The 15,692-nt window shown below is 72.9% G+C and carries 15 protein-coding genes; 7 read left to right on the top strand and 8 right to left on the bottom strand.

Going from position 1 to position 15,692, the window contains the following annotated elements:
- Nucleotides 1-29: 29 nt before the first annotated feature.
- The 3 genes from AC07EJ_RS34650 to AC07EJ_RS34640 all read right to left on the bottom strand — a co-directional run bounded on the left by AC07EJ_RS34650 (nucleotide 30) and on the right by AC07EJ_RS34640 (nucleotide 3,353).
- On the bottom strand, nucleotides 30-926 hold the full coding sequence (locus AC07EJ_RS34650) for a hypothetical protein (RefSeq protein ID WP_389488013.1): 897 nt from the start codon (nucleotides 924-926) through the stop codon (nucleotides 30-32).
- A gap of 91 nt (nucleotides 927-1,017) precedes the next feature.
- Nucleotides 1,018-2,544, bottom strand: a complete 1,527-nt coding sequence (locus AC07EJ_RS34645; RefSeq protein ID WP_389488011.1) for a hypothetical protein — start codon at nucleotides 2,542-2,544, stop codon at nucleotides 1,018-1,020.
- A 104-nt stretch (nucleotides 2,545-2,648) separates the two neighbouring features.
- Complete coding sequence (locus AC07EJ_RS34640; protein ID WP_389488009.1) at nucleotides 2,649-3,353, bottom strand: GntR family transcriptional regulator; 705 nt, start codon at nucleotides 3,351-3,353, stop codon at nucleotides 2,649-2,651.
- Nucleotides 3,354-3,513: 160 nt separating this feature from the next.
- Here AC07EJ_RS34640 and AC07EJ_RS34635 point away from each other — a divergent pair, with 160 nt between their 5' ends.
- The 5 genes from AC07EJ_RS34635 to AC07EJ_RS34615 are packed head-to-tail and all read left to right on the top strand — an operon-like array spanning nucleotide 3,514 to nucleotide 7,995.
- A complete protein-coding gene (locus AC07EJ_RS34635) occupies nucleotides 3,514-4,815 on the top strand; it encodes an MFS transporter (RefSeq protein ID WP_478885734.1) in 1,302 nt (433 codons plus the stop codon).
- Nucleotides 4,812-5,669, top strand: coding sequence for a putative hydro-lyase (locus tag AC07EJ_RS34630; protein WP_389488005.1), 858 nt, complete (start codon nucleotides 4,812-4,814; stop codon nucleotides 5,667-5,669). The genes AC07EJ_RS34635 and AC07EJ_RS34630 overlap by 4 nt, the downstream gene beginning before the upstream one ends.
- A gap of 33 nt (nucleotides 5,670-5,702) precedes the next feature.
- The gene (locus AC07EJ_RS34625; RefSeq protein WP_389488003.1) at nucleotides 5,703-6,512 is read left to right on the top strand and encodes a LamB/YcsF family protein; all 810 of its coding nucleotides are present in this window, start codon (nucleotides 5,703-5,705) and stop codon (nucleotides 6,510-6,512) included.
- Complete coding sequence (locus AC07EJ_RS34620) at nucleotides 6,509-7,129, top strand: 5-oxoprolinase subunit B family protein (protein ID WP_478885733.1); 621 nt, start codon at nucleotides 6,509-6,511, stop codon at nucleotides 7,127-7,129. The genes AC07EJ_RS34625 and AC07EJ_RS34620 overlap by 4 nt, the downstream gene beginning before the upstream one ends.
- Nucleotides 7,126-7,995 carry a 5-oxoprolinase subunit C family protein gene (locus tag AC07EJ_RS34615; RefSeq protein ID WP_389487999.1) on the top strand — a complete coding sequence of 290 codons (870 nt, stop codon included), beginning with the start codon at nucleotides 7,126-7,128 and terminating at the stop codon, nucleotides 7,993-7,995. Before AC07EJ_RS34620 ends, AC07EJ_RS34615 begins: the two co-directional genes overlap by 4 nt.
- Nucleotides 7,996-8,111: 116 nt before the next feature.
- On the opposite strand, the gene AC07EJ_RS34610 is transcribed toward AC07EJ_RS34615, so the two are convergent.
- The 5 genes from AC07EJ_RS34610 to AC07EJ_RS34590 form a co-directional block, all read right to left on the bottom strand.
- Nucleotides 8,112-8,969 carry an SGNH/GDSL hydrolase family protein gene (locus AC07EJ_RS34610; RefSeq protein WP_478885732.1) on the bottom strand — a complete coding sequence of 286 codons (858 nt, stop codon included), beginning with the start codon at nucleotides 8,967-8,969 and terminating at the stop codon, nucleotides 8,112-8,114.
- Nucleotides 8,966-10,183 (bottom strand): glycosyltransferase, encoded by a 1,218-nt coding sequence (locus tag AC07EJ_RS34605; protein ID WP_478885731.1) that lies wholly within the window; start codon nucleotides 10,181-10,183, stop codon nucleotides 8,966-8,968. Before AC07EJ_RS34605 ends, AC07EJ_RS34610 begins: the two co-directional genes overlap by 4 nt.
- Nucleotides 10,180-11,304 carry a glycosyltransferase family 4 protein gene (locus AC07EJ_RS34600; protein ID WP_478885730.1) on the bottom strand — a complete coding sequence of 375 codons (1,125 nt, stop codon included), beginning with the start codon at nucleotides 11,302-11,304 and terminating at the stop codon, nucleotides 10,180-10,182. Before AC07EJ_RS34600 ends, AC07EJ_RS34605 begins: the two co-directional genes overlap by 4 nt.
- A gap of 140 nt (nucleotides 11,305-11,444) precedes the next feature.
- Nucleotides 11,445-12,863, bottom strand: a complete 1,419-nt coding sequence (locus AC07EJ_RS34595; RefSeq protein WP_389487991.1) for a HEAT repeat domain-containing protein — start codon at nucleotides 12,861-12,863, stop codon at nucleotides 11,445-11,447.
- Nucleotides 12,864-13,141: 278 nt separating this feature from the next.
- Complete coding sequence (locus tag AC07EJ_RS34590; protein WP_389487989.1) at nucleotides 13,142-13,534, bottom strand: ankyrin repeat domain-containing protein; 393 nt, start codon at nucleotides 13,532-13,534, stop codon at nucleotides 13,142-13,144.
- Nucleotides 13,535-13,816: 282 nt separating this feature from the next.
- On the opposite strand from AC07EJ_RS34590, the gene AC07EJ_RS34585 reads away from it, so the two are divergent.
- Together AC07EJ_RS34585 and AC07EJ_RS34580 are read left to right on the top strand one after the other, a co-directional pair.
- The gene (locus tag AC07EJ_RS34585; RefSeq protein ID WP_389487987.1) at nucleotides 13,817-14,011 is read left to right on the top strand and encodes a hypothetical protein; all 195 of its coding nucleotides are present in this window, start codon (nucleotides 13,817-13,819) and stop codon (nucleotides 14,009-14,011) included.
- 37 nt (nucleotides 14,012-14,048) lie between these two features.
- Nucleotides 14,049-15,677 carry a hypothetical protein gene (locus AC07EJ_RS34580; RefSeq protein WP_478885729.1) on the top strand — a complete coding sequence of 543 codons (1,629 nt, stop codon included), beginning with the start codon at nucleotides 14,049-14,051 and terminating at the stop codon, nucleotides 15,675-15,677.
- Nucleotides 15,678-15,692: the final 15 nt, after the last annotated feature.

Here is a 15,692-nt window from a genome sequence, read left to right as displayed (position 1 = left end):
ACGTCGTGGGGGGGGTGGTGCGCGGCCGGTCAGGAGTGGAAGGGGAGTCCTGCGTCGGCCACGAGCTCCCCGTCGTCCTCGTCCACGGGCGGCAGGAGGCTCGCGGAGCCGTCCGTGACGGGCACGATGCCGAGGTCCGCCAGCTCGGAGAGGGCGGCGGTGCCGGCCAGGTCGCGGACCTGGAGCTGGTAGCGGGCCGTGGTGCGGTAGGTACCGCCCGAGTCGTCGCCTGTTCTCTGCAGGAACCCGGAGTCGGTGAGGAATGCGACGGCCTTGGCGACGATGCCGGTGGTGGATCCGGCGAGGCGGCGCGCGTCCTTCGTGGCGCCCGTCGAGCTGCGCCGGGCCCAGATGCGCCACGCGGCCTCGAGGCCCGGGGCGTCGGAAACCGGGTCCGTGTTCTCGCCCTGCTCCTCGGCGCGCTCCTCCAGGCGGCGGCAGGCCTGGCGGACGAAGGCGTCCACGCCGTTCACCGTGACGCGGCCGATGTACCCGTCGTCGGCGAGGTCCTCGGGGCGCGGGAAGGCCATGGCGGCGACGGCGAGGTGCGCGAGGCCGTGCAGGAAGCGGTCGGTTCCGTCGGCGGAGGTGCGGCGCGCGTAGTCGCCCATGCGGACGGCGAAGACGGAGTCCTCGGCGGCGGTCACGGCCATCCCCGCGCGCGGGGAGACCTCCAGGACGACGAGGCCGAGGCCGGCGGCGACGGCGTCGGCGAGCCGCGCGAACGGCGGGTCCTCGCGGTAGCGGCGCAGCAGCTCGGCGTACTCCTGGTCGCGGGCGGGCTGCAGCTTGGGCTGGAGGCCGAAGGCCACGAGCCGGGCCGCGTCGGCGGCGTCGGCCGGAGTGACGGGCGCGCCGGCCGCCGGAGCCTCCGAGGGCTCCGCCTCGCCCCACGCGGCGTGCTCTGCGGGGTGATCGGTGGTCACGGCTGGTGCTCCTTGGTCAGGTCTGCTGCGAAGCTCGGGTGTAGGTCGGCGGAAGCGTGCGGCGCGGAGGCTCGGTGCGCTGTGATCGGCACTACGCGGCCTCCGTCCGGTCGGCCGCCATGCCCGCGGCGTCCAGGAGGGCCGTGCCGACGATGAGGTCGGCGCCGCCGAACTCGGGGTCGTCCAGTTCGGTGCCGTCGTCCACGGCGAACAGCAGCCTCTCCTCGCCCTGCCGATAGGCCGTGCCGACCGGCGGGCTGGCCGCGTGGACGGACAACAGGGCGACCAGATAGGGCAGTTCGGGGTCGCGGCGGCGCGCCTCGGCGAGCAGTCCGGAGAGCCGGCGCGGCGCGTCGGAGGGCAGGTCGAGCAGCTCCATGGCGCTCGCGAGCTGTTCCTCGCTGAACCGGCTGTCGTCGGGGGTGGCGATCAGGTCGGGCTCGGGCATCTCGACGCCGAGGTGCTCCCGCTCCTGGGGCGGCGTCAGCAGTATGTCGATCAGGTCCCCGACCCGTACGGACACGGGCGTCCGCATGCCCGTCCCGCGCGCGAAGAACGCGTCGGTGACGCGGCTGGCCTGCTCGACCGGCAGCGGCAGCAGGGGCGCGACGAGCTGCCCGTACAGGTCGAGGCCCGCGCGCGCGGACGGCGCGGCGAACGCCTGCCGGTCCTGCTCGGCGCGGAACAGGGGGCCCGCTTCGAGGAGGCGGGACTGGAGCTGCGTGTGGCGGCGGATGCAGTCCTTGACGATGTCGACGAGCTCGGCGGCGCGTCGCTTGTGCTCGGGGTCCTCGGACTCGTCGCGGGCCTTGCGGATGTTCGTGAGGATCGCGTTCTCGTGGCGGTAGCGGTCGGCGACGTGGTCGAGCGCCTCGGCGATCATGTCCGGGACGGCGTTCAGCCAGTCCACCGCGCGGACGTTCCTCCGGGTCGCGTCCAGGGCCCTTCGGAGGGTCTCGGAGAACTGCACCGTCCGGTACCTGGCTTGCTCGGCGGCGAGCTGGGCGTCGGCGAGACGGCCGCGGTTGATCAGCACCTCCAGCTTCACCTCGGCGGCGATCTGGGCGCTGGTGACGTCGGTGTCGAGGGCGCCCACCAGGACGTTGACCGCTTCGTCCGTGGTGCGGAGGTAGACGCTGCCCCCGTAGCCGGGGACTTCCTCGATCAGCTTGAAGTCGTAGTCCCTGCGGACGTAGGAGCCGTCGGGCGCGAACGTGCCGTACACGGCGCGGAAGCCGCGGTCGACGCTGCCAACGTTGATCAGGTTCTCCAGGACCCAGCGGGCCACGCGCTCGTGCTCGGCGGCGGGGCGCTGCGGGGCCTGTGCGCCGACGCGGGGGATGAGCCTGGCCACTATCTGCTCGTGGTCGGCGCCCGTGTCGAAGTCCATGTTGAGTGTGACGAGGTCGATGGCGGAGAGTGCCACCTCGGCCATGCCGTATCCGGAATACTCGCCCGCGAGATTGGCCTTGCGCACGTCGAGGTCGTGCAGCGGCGCAGTGCAGGCGAGCGCGCGAAGGCGGCGCGCGAGCCCTTCGTCGGCGGCCGGGCCCGGTGCGGGCCGCGGCCCCGCGCTGAGCTGGGGCGGAACGGATTCCGTGGTGGCAGGCGAAGTCACGGAGCACAGACTAGGTCCTAGGTCTGACAACGGTCGAAACGGCGCAGAAGCGACCGCCCGCACCGCACGCCCCGCGCAGGCCGCGCCGCCGGGTACGGCAGCCGTCAGCCGTCCGGCTGTTCGCCCTTGGCGACCCGTCGGCCGTAGACGTCGACCAGGCCTTCGCGGGAGTCGTCGAGGTACTGGGCCAGCAGCCGCTCGGCGTCGTCGCGGCGCCCGGCCCCCAGGGTCTCGAGGATCTGCCGGTTGCGGGCGAGATAGGGCTCGTGCAGGCGGCGCGGATCGTCCACGACGTGGAACGCGAGGCGCAGTTCGGCGAAGACGCTGCGCATCAGCTCGTCGGTCCGCGCGCTGCCCGCGAGTGCCACGAGCTCCCGGTGGAAGTGGATGTTGGCGGTGGAGACGCCCTTCCACTCCCGCGCCTCGGCGGCGCGGTGCCCGTCGGTGACCGCTTCGGCCAGGGGCCCTACGTCGTAAGGGGGCCGGCCGAGGCCGCGCACGACGGCGCACTCGACGAGGCGGCGCGTGAGGTAGATGTCCTCGACGTCCTCGACGGTGAGCACGCGCACGAAGACGCCACGGTTGAGCTGGTGCACCAGGAGCCGCTCGTGGGTGAGCAGTCGGAACGCCTCGCGCAGTGTGTTGCGCGAGACGCCGAGTGCGCCGCCGATGCTGTCCTCCGACAGGCGCGTGCCAGGCGGGAAGTACCCCTCCGCGATGCGGCTCCTGAGGATGTCCGCAACCCGCTCGGCGGTGCTGGTGCGCCCAAGGAGCGCGCGATCGTCCGCCAGTCCGTTCAGTTCGGCCACGTCCGAATTCAAGCGCAGATACCAGAACGAAACAACATGGGTATTGAGGGATCGTTCAACGATCCTCTACCTTGTCGGTCAGACGCGGATCCCCGCACGCTCCGCGCCCATCGGTTCAGCCCCCTCAGGAAGCACCCATCCCCCCTCCCGCGAGGTGCCCATGAGCACGACTCCACCGCCCGACGCGACCTTGGCCGACTCCCCCACACGCCCTGGTGAACTCCCGCCCTCCGAAGGCGCTTTCGGCTGGCTGCGCGATCTCGGCCCGCGCGGCCGACGCGCCTTCGGGGGCGCCTTCGGCGGCTATGCGCTCGACTCGTACGACTACTTCACACTGCCGCTGAGCATGGTCGCGCTGGCCGCGTACTTCGGGCTCGACAGCGGCCAGACGGGCCTGCTGACCACGGTCACGCTCGTCGTCTCCGCGGTCGGCGGCGCCGTCGCCGGCGTCGTGGCGGACCGCATCGGCCGCGTGAAGGCCCTGCTGATCACGGTCATCACCTACGCGGTCTTCACCGTGGCCTGCGGCTTCGCCCCCAACTACGACACCCTGCTGGTCTTCCGCGCTCTCCAGGGCCTCGGCTTCGGCGGCGAGTGGGCGGTCGGCGCGATCCTCGTCGCCGAGTACGCCACGGCCAGGAACCGCGGCCGCACCCTGGGAGCGGTGCAGAGCGCGTGGGCGATCGGCTGGGCGCTCGCCGTGGTCGTCTACACGCTGGTGTTCCAGTTCCTCGGCGACGACCTCGCATGGCGCGTGATGTTCTGGACCGGGGCGCTGCCCGCACTCCTCGTCCTGTGGGTACGGCGCCGGGTGCAGGACGCGCCCAAGGCAACCGAACAGCTGGACACGAGCGCGCAGAAGGGCTCCTTCGCGGCCATCTTCGCTCCCGGCCTGCGACGCGTCACCCTGTTCGCCGTCCTCCTGTCGACGGGTGTCCAGGGCGGCTACTACACGCTCGCCACCTGGGTACCCACGTACCTCAAGACGGAGCGCGGCCTGACAGTCGTCGGCACCGGTGGCTATCTCACGTTCCTGATCTCCGGCGCCTTCGCCGGCTATCTGGCCGGGGGCTGTCTCACCGACCTTCTCGGCCGCAAGCGCAACATCGCGCTCTTCGCGGTGCTGTCCGCGGTGAGCATCGCCGCCTACACGAGCATCCCCGACGGGGCCAACAGCCTTCTCCTTGTGCTCGGTTTCCCGCTCGGCTTCTGCATGTCGGCCATTTTCAGCGGCTTCGGCTCGTTCCTCAGCGAGCTCTACCCGACGGCCGTGCGCGGTACGGGACAGGGCTTCACGTACAACACGGGTCGTGCCGTCGGAGCCGTCTTCCCCACGCTCGTCGGGTACCTCGCCGACAGCTGGGGTGTCGGCGGCGCCTTGATCTTCGGTGCGGTGGGGTACGCACTTGCCGTGATCGCCCTCTTCGGACTGCCCGAGACCCGCGGAAGGGAGCTCCTGTGAACCACCCGCAAGCCCTCTCGACGGGGACCGTCACCCCCGACAGGTCCCCGGCCGCTACGGAACTCGTCGACAGCCACGCGCACGCGTGGAGCCCGGCCGAGGCCCGCGCCCGCATCCGCGCCGGCGCCTCGGGGCCGACCGCCGGCTGGTCGCGCGGACACACTCAGGCCAATCTCATCTCGGTCCCCGCCGACTGGGCCTACGAGATGCTGCTGTTCTGCCAGCGCAACCCCAAGTCCTGTCCCGTGCTCGACGTCACGGACGCGGGCTCCTGGACCACCCCGCTGGCTCCCGGCGCCGATCTGCGCACCGACCTGCCGCGCTACCGGGTGTGGGAGCACGGCGAGCTGACCGACGAGCCGACCGACGTCGTCGACCACTGGCGCGACGACCTCGTGTCGTTCCTCATCGGGTGCAGCTTCACGTTCGAGTGGGCGCTGTCCGAGGCCGGTGTGCCGATGCGCCACATCGAACAGGGCAGCAATGTCGCGATGTACACGACCAGCCGCCAGTGCCGGCCCGCGGGGCGGCTGCGGGGGCCGATGGTGGTGTCGATGCGCCCCGTGCCGCCGGAGCATCTCGCGGCGGCCGTCCGGGAGAGCTCGCTGCTGCCCGCCGTGCACGGCAGCCCGGTGCACTGCGGAGAGCCGTCCGGGCTCGGCATCGAGGATCTCGGGCGGCCGGACTTCGGCGATCCCGTGACCGCGCATGAGGGCGACATCCCGGTGTTCTGGGCGTGCGGCGTCACTCCCCAGGCCGCGGTGATGGCCTCACGGCCGCCGTTCGCCATCACGCACGCGCCCGGCCGGATGTTCCTGACCGACGCGCGCGACGAGCAGTACCGCGTCGCCTGATCCCGCAACACCCCACCGGAAGAAGAGGGTTCCGTGACCTCACCGATCTCACCGACCTCACCGACCACGCAGGCTCCGCCCACGGCGGTGACCATCGACCTGAACGCCGACCTCGGCGAGGGCTTCGGCCGCTGGCGCCTGACCGACGACGAGCAGCTCCTGTCCGTCGTCACGAGCGCCAACGTGGCCTGCGGCTTCCACGCCGGGGACGCGGCCACGATGCGCCGGGTGTGCGCCCTCGCGGCCGAGCGCGGTGTCCGGGTCGGCGCTCAGGTCTCGTACCGGGATCTGGCGGGGTTCGGGCGGCGCGCCATGGACGTGCCACCCGAGGAGCTGGCGGCCGAAGTGGCGTACCAGATCGGCGCCTTGGAGGTCTTCGCGCGCGCGGCGGGCACGCGCGTGGCCTACGTCAAACCGCACGGAGCGCTCTACAACCGTGTCGTCCACGACGAGGAGCAGGCCCGCGCGGTCGTCGACGGTGTCCGCCTGGCGGACGACACGCTGCCCGTCCTCGGGCTTCCCGGCTCACGACTTCTGGAGGTGGCCGGCGAGGCCGGACTGCCTGTCGTGACCGAGGCGTTCGCGGACCGGGCCTACACCGCGCGGGGCACGCTCGTGCCGCGCGGGAGTGACGGCGCCGTGGTGACGGACCCCGAGACCGTGGTCGAGCGGTCCGTCGGCCTGGCCCGCTTCGGGACGGTGAACTCGCACGACGGCGCGCGGATCTCCGTACGCGCACGCTCCCTGTGCCTGCACGGGGACACCCCGGGCGCGGTGGACCTCGCCCGACGGGTGCGGGCGCAGCTGGAGTCGGCGGGCGTCCGGGTGGAGGCCTTCGCATGAAGGCCCTTCCGGTGGGCGACCGGGCGCTGCTCGTCGAGGTCTCCGGAGGCGAGGAGGCCACCGCGCTCCACGCCGAGCTGCTGCGCCGCCGCGCCGCGGGCGAGCTGCGCGTGCGCGAGATCGTGCCCGCGGCCCGCACGGTGCTCCTCGACGGCCTCGACGAGCCCGCGGCCCGGCTCGCCGCGCAGCTTCCGCACTGGGAGGTCCCGTCGCTGCCCCCGCGCGAGGGCGACGCCGTGCACATCCCCGTTCGCTACGACGGGCCCGACCTGGCGGACGTCGCCGAGCTGTGGGGCGTTCCGGTGGAGGAGGTGTCACGCATCCACGCGGCGGCCGAATTCCGAGTCGCCTTCTGCGGGTTCGCGCCCGGCTTCGGCTATCTGACAGGGCTGCCTGCCCGGTACGACGTGGCACGCCGGCCGACTCCGCGCACGTCCGTCCCGGCAGGCTCCGTCGCGCTCGCGGGGCCTTACACGGGCGTGTACCCCCGCTCGTCGCCCGGCGGCTGGCAGCTGATCGGGACGACGGACATCGTGCTGTGGGACCACGCGCGCGTGCCTGCCGCCCTCCTCGCCCCGGGGACCCGGGTCCGCTTCGTGCCGGAGGTGGCCGCGTGACGGACCGTGCCATGGCCGTCGTCCGGGCCGGAGCGCTGACCACCGTGCAGGACGAGGGCCGGCCCGGGCACGCGCATCTCGGGGTGCCGCACTCCGGCGCGCTCGACCTCCCGGCGGCCCGCCTCGCCAACCGGCTCGTCGGCAACCCGTGGGGGGCCGCCGTCCTGGAGACCACCCTCAACGGATGTGCCCTGCGGCCGCGTTGTGAAGTGACGGTGGCCGTGGTGGGAGCGCCGTGCACGGTGACGGTGGACGGGCGTCCTGTCGCCTGGGGCGCGCCGGTGCGGGTCCCGGCCGGGGCGCTGCTCGACCTCGGACCCGCGCTCTGTGGAGTGCGTAGTTACGCGGCGTTCGCCGGTGGGGTGGCCGTCGAGCCGGTCCTCGGCAGCCGGTCGAGCGACCTGCTCTCCGGGCTCGGACCGGCCCCCCTCGCAGACGGCGTGGTGCTTCCCCTGGGAGCGGTGTCGTCGGCGCACGCGCGCGTGGACGTGGCCCCGCTGCCGGGGCCGCCCCGTGAGTTGGTCCTGCGGATCTCGCTCGGGCCGCGCTCGGACTGGTTCACAGCGGCCGCCCTGCGCACGCTGACCGCGCGCGCGTACCGCGTGTCGTCGGCCAGCAACCGCATCGGTCTGCGTACGGAGGGACCGCCTCTGCTCAGGGCTTTGGAGGGTGAACTCCCCAGTGAGGGAATGGTCCTGGGAGCCGTACAGGTTCCGCCGGACGGCAGGCCCGTCGTGTTCCTCGCCGACCACCCGACGACGGGTGGCTATCCGGTGGTCGCCGTCGTCCGCCAAGAAGACCTGCCCGCAGCGGCACAGGCGACCCCTGGCACACCGGTCCGTTTCGTCCTGGCGGCGGGCCGCTGACGGCACCCCTCACAGCGACCGCAGACCACTGAGCGCGGACCACCCGGCTACCCGGCCACCATCCTGCGGTGGCCGGACGCGCCCGTCACCACGTCACCTCACACGCGCTCCGCTCCTCACGCCGCGTCCGCCCGTTCCACAGCCGCCAGCGCCGCGAGCGCCGCGACCACCGAGCTGGACGCCCGCAGGTCGAGGCGGGCGCTGGTGCCGCGCGCCCGGTGGCGCAGTTCGTCCGCGGCAAGGGTGAGGAGCTGAGGGAGCAGGTCCGTGCACCGCCGGGCGACCCAGCCCGCGCCCGCCGTGGCGAGCCACAACAGGCTCGCCGAGCGTGTGGGCGCGGGCCGTTCGGGTTGCGGTGACGGCGGCGTGCCCTGGGCGCGCCCCTCGGCCGCGAGCAGGGCGTGGAACCGGGCGGCGAGCATCCGGTGCCCTCGCTCCCCGGGGTGCAGCCGGTCCGCACTCCACATGGAACGGTCGGTGACCCATGCCCCCTCGGCCGCGTGCAGATGCACGGCGCCGTACCGCTCGGACAGGGCGTGGACGACCGAGTTCACCGCCTGCTGGCGCCTGGCGAGAGGCTGACCGAGGAGGCCGGGCAGCCCCAGCATGGTGCCGGGGTCGGGCAGGCACGCCGTGAGCAGGACCGCGCCCTGCTCCGTGAACGCCGCGTACACCTGGTCGAGGCGGGCGGCCACGGCGTGGATGTCGAAGGTGCGGCGCAAGGTGTCGTTGACACCGACGAGGACGGAGGCGATGTCGGGCCGCACGGCGAGCGCCGCCGCCATCTGTCGGGCGAGGACGTCATGCGTCTGGGCGCCGCTCGCCGCGAAGTTGTGGAACTCCACGGGTACGCCCTCCGGGGCAAGCACGGCGGAGAGCAGCTCGGCCCAGCCGCGCCAGCCGTCGCCCACCGGGTCGCCGACCCCTTCGGTGAGGGAGTCCCCGAGGGCGGCGAACCGCAGGACAGCGCTCATACGGCATCCCGCCCGGTCACCCGCAGAGACACGTCCGCCGTTTCCCCGAAGGGCGTGTCGGCGGTTGTCCGGCGGGGCACGTCGGCCGTGACCCGTACCGCGTCGTGCGCCTGGAGGAAGGCGTCCACCGCCGCGCCCCACCCGAAGCACTCCGCACGCGCGCGTGCCGCCTCGCGGCGTTCGCCCCGGGGCCGTGCGACGAGCTCCGTCACCGCGACGGCGAACGCCTCACCGGTGTCCTGCGCGACTCCCCCGGCGGGGCCCACGACCTCGGGCAGCGCCGACGACGCGCTGGCGACGACGGGGGTGCCACAGGCCATCGCCTCGAGCGCGGCGAGCCCGAACGTTTCCGCGGGCCCCGGCGCGAGGCACACGTCCGCGGCTGCCTGCAACGCCGCGAGGTGCCCGCGGTCGGCCACGTGCCCGAGGAACCTCACCGGCAACCTCCGCGCGCGTGCCTGCTGTTCGAGACGCGCCCGCAGCGGCCCGTCCCCGGCGACGACGAGCACCGCCTGCGTCCCCCCGCGGCGGAGCGCGTCCAGGGCGTCGAGCGCGGTGCCGGGCCGCTTCTCCACGGAGAGACGCGAGCACATGACGAGCAGCACCTCACCCACGCGCGCGTACCGCTCCCGCACGGCGGGGTCCTGCAGGGCCGGGTGGCAACGCTCCAGGTCGACGCCGAGCGGGGCGCGTACGACGTTGCGCGCCCCGATGCGGATGAACTCGCGCTCGGCGTACTCGGTCGTGCACACCACGCGCGCGTAGGCGTGCGCGGTGCGGGAGTTGAGCGCGTCGGCGGCGCGCAGGGCGAACTTCTCGGGCAGGCCCCAGGTCCGCAAAACCCCGTCGGCCGTCTCGTGGGACACCATCACGGCGGGCACGCGGGCGCGCCGCGCCCACTCCCCCGTCCACCTCAGGGTCGTGCGGTCGGACACCTCGATGCGGTCGGGGGCGAGGCGTTCGAGCAGTTCGGCCACGCGCCGCCGGTCGGTGAGGACGCGGTAGCCGCCGGTGCCGGGAAGCAGCGTCCCCGGCAGCGTGATGACGCGGCCCTGCGCGCTCTCGTGCTCGCCGGCCCGCTCCCCCGGCACGATCAGGACGGGCTCGTGCCCGGCGGTGCGGTAGCCGGCCCCCAGCTCCCACAGGGCGGTGCGCAGTCCGCCCGAGGCGGGCGCGACGAAGTTGGCAAGGCGCACGATCCGCAGGCCGCTCATGCCGCCACCGCCGTCCGCGCGTCGAGGACCTCTTCGTAGTGGCCGAGGAGCTGGTCTCCGACGACCTCCCAGGTCCGCCCTTCGACCGTGCTGCGGCCGGCCGCCCCGTAGGTGAGGCGGCGCAGCGGGTCCTCGGCGAGCGACCAGACGGCGTCGCGTACGGCGGCCGCGTCGCCGGGCGTGACGAGCAGCCCGGTCCGGCCGTGTGCGACGAGGTCCAGCGGCCCGCCGGCGGCGGGCGCGATCACCGGCACGCCGCTGGCCATGGCCTCCTGAACGGTCTGGCAGAACGTCTCGTAGGGGCCCGTGTGGGCGAAGATGTCCAACGAGGCGAAGATGCGGGCGAGTTCGGCGCCTGTGCGGCGGCCGAGGAAGACGGCGCCCGGAAGTGCTTCGCGCAGGCCGGGCTCGCTGGGGCCGTCGCCCACGATCACCACGCGCACGCCGTCGAGGGCGCACGCACCTGCCAACATGTCGACTTGTTTCTCCGGGGCGAGCCGGCCGACGTAGCCGACGATCAGCTCACCGTCGGGGGCGAGTTCGCGCCGCAGCGCTTCGTCGCGCAGGTCGGGCCGGAACCGTACGGTGTCCACCCCGCGCGGCCACAGGCGCACGCGCGGCACCCCGTGCCCCTCCAGGTCGCGCACGGCGGCGCTGGACGGGGCGAGTGTGCGGTCGGCGGCGCCGTGGACGCCTCGGATCCGCCGCCACGCGGTGGCCTCGCCGACTCCCATGTACGTACGCGCGTAACCGGCGAGATCGGTCTGGTAGACGGCGACGGCGGGGATCCGCAGCCGTGCGGCGGCCGCCATGCCGCGAACGCCGAGGATGAACGGGCTGGCCAGGTGGACGAGTTCGGCGCCGTGGGCGGCCACGGCCGCGGCCACCCGGCGGCTCGGCAGGGCCACCCTGACCTGCGGGTAGCCCGGCAGGGGCAGGGACGGTACCCGTATGACAGGGCAGGGGGCGTCGGTGTCGGCGTCAGGGCCCGACGCCGTGGCCGGGGCGATGACGAGGGGGTCGTGACCGCGGGCGGCGAGATGCCGGGCGGTCTGCAGGGCGCAGTGAGCCACACCGTTGATGTCGGGGGGAAAGGACTCGGTGACGATGACGACACGCATACCGGTGTTGTCGTCGCGTCGAGCGTGGGCACGCCAACGTGGATCTTTCCTGGCGAGGAACGTCCCATGAGCGTTGGCCCTCGCCCGTCAGCGGCCGGGAGGCAGCGTCCTTCGAGCGTTGCCTCCCGGAAAGCCGCCGGTCACAAAGCCGTCGCGTCCGGTCCGATTCTGCTGCGTACCGCGGTCTGTACCTCGGCCTCCTCGGCCGGGTCGGCGGCGAGTCTCCTGAGCTGGTCCACGACGCGCGCGTCGCCGGTCTCCGCGTGGCGCGCGGCGACCTCGCGGGTGGACTCCTCGCAGTCCCACAGGCATTCGACGGCGAATCCGGCGGCGAAGGAGGGGTCGGTGGCGGCCAGCGCCTTGGCGGCGTGGCCGCGCAGATGGGACGAGGCGGTCTCTCTGTAGACGTGGCGCAGGACGGGGGCGGCGCAGGCGATGCCGAGGCGTCCTGCCCCGTCGACCAGGGGCCACAGGGTCGGTGCGTCGGCGCCTTCGCCGCGCACCGCCTCGCGCAGTGCGGCCAGGACGAGTTCGGTGTCCTGGCCGCCGCCGCGGCAGGCCAGCATGCGTCCCGCGGCGGCGCCGAGGGCGTCCGGCCTGGGGGCCCAGCGGCGGGCGCGCTCCAGGGAGGAGACCGTCCGCATGCGCTCGAATGCGTCGAGGGCAGCGTCCACGACCGCGTGCGAGGGGCTCTCCACGGCGGCCTCGATCAGATCGAGCACGTCCGGATCATGGGTGTCGGCGAGGTAGCGCAGGGCCGTACTGCGGGCGCCGTCGTGCCCGGTGAGCGCGGCCCGGACGATTTCGGCCCTGTCGTCGGGTCCGGCGACGGCGGTCAGGCAGCGCGCGGCGGGCACGTACAGGACGGCTCCCCGTTCGAGGCCTTCCTGGGCCCAGTCGAAGACGGCCTGCACGCTCCATCCGGGGCGTGGCCCGGCGGGGCGCATCTGGCGCTGCCACTGGTCGAAGGAGCCGCGTTCCTGGGCGGCGCGCACGCGGGCGCCGATGGCTTCCCTGGGGTCGTCGGCCCACAGCCGCCAGGGGCGCGGTTCGTACGCGTCGCGCACGGCGGCGGCGAGTTCCGCGTCGCCCTCGGGGTCCTCGGGGAATCTGTCGAGGATGGGGGCGGCGAGTACGCGCAGCCCCGCGTCGTCGTCGCGCAGGGCCAGCTCGTCGAGGGCCCAGGCCCAGCTGGACCCGAAGGCGGCGTAGCGGCGCAGCAGCTCCAGGGCGTCGCGCCTGCCGTACGAGGCGAGATGGCCGAGGACCGCGAGCGCGAGGCCCGTGCGTGACTCGTCCGTATTGAGGACGTCGTCGGGGTCGAAGAGGTGGCGCTCGATCTCTCCGAGCTCTCCGTGGAGGTCGAGGTAGAGACGGGCGTAGTAGAGCGAGCGGTTCTCCACCTGCCAGTCGTGGCGGGGGTCGCTCAGCACACAGTGATTGAGAGCAGCGAGCGCTTCGGCGCGCGGCGCCGTCAGCGCGTGCAGGGTGCCGTCGCCGCGGCCCCTCTGCAGTAGGCCGAGCAGCGTGCCGCTGGGCGCTATGAACGGATCGAACATGGGAAACAGCCTCACATCAAGCGTCGACGCAACCGGGGGAACTGCACTACCTGGCCGCGCGACAACACTGCGGGGCGCCCGCCGTCTCTTGCTTGTTGTAGACCATCTTCCTCTGCCTCTCGTCCGTGGTCCGAAGCGGACCGTTCACGGCCCGCGCGGTGTGGCACCATCTGCCCCGCCGTCGCGTCCGTGAATCACGTCGTCATGATGACCCAGCGGTTCTTCCCACCGCGACCACATTTCCTGCTCCCCCGTTCTGCCTGGTCAAAGCCCGTGTGTCAGGAAGTGCCGAAGAGCTCCAGAAGCTCCGTCTTGGCGAACATGCGGGCGGTGTCGATGGCGGACGGGGTCCCCGCGGCCGGGTCGGCCCCGCCGTCGAGCAGCGCCCTGATCACGTCGTCCGCGCCCTTGAAGACGGCGCCCGCGAGCGGGGTCTGGCCCCGGTCGTTGGCGCGGTCGGCGTCGGCGCCGCGCGCCAGGAGGGAGCGGACCGCCTCGGCGTGCCCGTGATAGGCGGCGAGCATCACGAGGGAGTCGCCACGGTCGTTCGTGAGGTTCGGCGATACGCCCGCGTCGACATAGGAGGCGAGCTGTTCGCTCTCGCCCCGGCGCGCAAGATCGAAGATCTTGGTAGCCAGTTCGACGACCTCCGGGTCGGGGACTTCGCTCATCGGAACAGACCGCCTTTGCGTGTACGGAGTGCTACGACCGTGCGGCCGTACGAGTGAATCGACAGAGTACTGCCCGGTTCAGCACATGAGCAGCGCCGCCCGAGGCAAAGATCACGACGAGCCCTGACGGCGGTACGGCACGCACTCAGGAGGCTCACCGAGCGCCTGCCGAATGGGTGAAATCAAGAATATTCCACCCATTTGCACCTTTTATCGTATAGATACATGCTGTGAGCCTGGAAGAACTCATGGTGACTGTCCCCATCGACCAGGAGAACTCAAATGATCCTGTCCATCTCAGGCGTGATGCTGCTCGGAATCATCGCCTTCCTCTTCTTCCGCAAAGACGGGCTCAAGCCCTCGCACGGCCTGACCTGCGCCCTCTTCGGCTTCTACCTCGCGGGCACCGCCATCGCCCCGAGCATCAAGGCCGGCGGCGCGAGCCTGGCCGGCCTGCTCGGCGGGATCAAGTTCTGACCCCCTCCCCCCTCGCACGCACCTTCAGGAGACTGACGTGGCCCGGCGCCCCCTCCCCCGCATTCTGAGCAACGGCAGCGCCCCCATCGCCCGGAGCCGGGAACTGGCACGGACGGCAGCCGACGGGGCCATCGACGTACTCCATCCCCTCATCACGATGAGCAAAGGCCTGGGCCGCCTGGCATCCGCCGGGCGGCACAAGTGGGCCGACACCCCCAAGGACCGGCGCGGACCGCTGCTGTTCCTGGTGGCGTCCGTGGTCCTGGTCGTGGTGCTGATTCCGTACGGGCCGCTGCTGGCGCTCATCACCCTGATGGCAGCGGCCGCATGGAAGGGCAGGGACCTCACTCCGACGGCGCCGACCGGCCCGGACGAGTCCCAGGTCAAGCGGCTCACCGCGCTCTACGAGGCGCTCGTACCGTACTTCTCCGTCCCAGAGGACCCGAGCCCGCTCTTCGCCCACGGCGGCGAGTGGGAGAAGGCCTTCGAGTCGTACGACTTCGACGACGACGGGCGCGTCTCGCGGATGGTGGTGTGCTACCCGGCGTACTTCACGGACGGAGAGGCCGACTCCCGCGCCCGTATCGAACAACTCCTGCACGCCAAGTCGGGCCGGGGCCGCGAGTACCGCTTCGAGTGGGACCAGGAGGGCAACCGGCTGACGGTCACCGTCCTGCCGCCGCTGGCCACCGACATCGCCGCCCAGCGCTTCGTCACGGCACCGGGGGAAATGGTCCTCGGCTTCACCGACGAGAGCGGCACGCAGCGGACCCTGCCCCTCGGTGACGGCCACGAGCAGCGCGACGTACCGCCCGTCGTCTGGCGTACGGGCATGCGCTCCACCGAGCCGCACCTCCTGGCCGTCGGCCACCCCGGCAGCGGGACCACCTCACTCCTGCGTTCCATCGCGCTCCAGGCCCTCCAGCACGGTGACGTCCTCATCGTGGAGGGCAACGGAACGGGCGACTACGCGTGCCTGACCGGACGCAGCGGTGTCCTGGCCGTCGAGTGCGGTCTCGCCGGCGCGCTGGCCAGCCTCGAATGGGCGGCTCACGAGACGGAGCGGCGCCTGATCGCCGCCAACCGGGCGCGCCAGGCCGGCCACCCCGCGCCGGACGACACCCGGCGCCCCCTGTGGATCCTGTTCGACCGGCCCAGCGTCCTCGGTCATCTGGCCGCGGCCGGCGGGCGCAAGGACCCGCAGGACCTGCTCCAGGTCCCCCTGCGGCACGGGCGCGCCGCCAACGTCACGGTCGTCGTGGCCGACCAGTTCGACAGCCTCGACTCCCTGACCGACACCGTCTGTCAGCACACCCGCGCGCGCGTGGTGCTCGGCCCGGCCACGTACGACCAGATCGAGGACGTCCTCGGCGTCGCGCCCCACACAACGCCCACTCCGGACGTGCCCGCCGGACGGGGCTACGCCCGTCTCGGCGCGGGTGCCGTCCACCGCCTCCAGGTGCCGGCCACTCCCGACCCGTACGACGACGCGACGAGTGACGCACACCGGCAGGCGGTGCTCGCGCTGCTCCCGCAGCGGACGGCTCCGGCCGACGACAGCCCCGAGGCAGCGCCGGTCGAAGCAGCCGAGCCGGTGCAAGCCGTGGAAGCGGTGGAAGTCGTGGAAGCAGTGGCTGCGGTGCGCACGGTCGCCGCCGAAGGGTGACGACCGGGCCCCCAC

This window comes from Streptomyces sp. NPDC045026 (assembly GCF_056432625.1).
Note: the sequence above shows the minus strand (reverse complement) of the source record. Positions and strands in the feature narration are given on the sequence as shown.

What these genes read in the sequence shown, in the direction of transcription:
- AC07EJ_RS34635 (WP_478885734.1), top strand. Translation starts at nt 3,514, where the DNA reads ATGAGCACGACTCCACCGCCCGACGCGACCTTGGCCGACTCCCCCACA.
- AC07EJ_RS34620 (WP_478885733.1), top strand. Translation starts at nt 6,509, where the DNA reads ATGAAGGCCCTTCCGGTGGGCGACCGGGCGCTGCTCGTCGAGGTCTCC.
- AC07EJ_RS34610 (WP_478885732.1), bottom strand. Translation starts at nt 8,969, where the DNA reads ATGAGCGCTGTCCTGCGGTTCGCCGCCCTCGGGGACTCCCTCACCGAA.
- AC07EJ_RS34605 (WP_478885731.1), bottom strand. Translation starts at nt 10,183, where the DNA reads ATGAGCGGCCTGCGGATCGTGCGCCTTGCCAACTTCGTCGCGCCCGCC.
- AC07EJ_RS34600 (WP_478885730.1), bottom strand. Translation starts at nt 11,304, where the DNA reads ATGCGTGTCGTCATCGTCACCGAGTCCTTTCCCCCCGACATCAACGGT.
- AC07EJ_RS34595 (WP_389487991.1), bottom strand. Translation starts at nt 12,863, where the DNA reads ATGTTCGATCCGTTCATAGCGCCCAGCGGCACGCTGCTCGGCCTACTG.
- AC07EJ_RS34590 (WP_389487989.1), bottom strand. Translation starts at nt 13,534, where the DNA reads ATGAGCGAAGTCCCCGACCCGGAGGTCGTCGAACTGGCTACCAAGATC.
- AC07EJ_RS34585 (WP_389487987.1), top strand. Translation starts at nt 13,817, where the DNA reads ATGATCCTGTCCATCTCAGGCGTGATGCTGCTCGGAATCATCGCCTTC.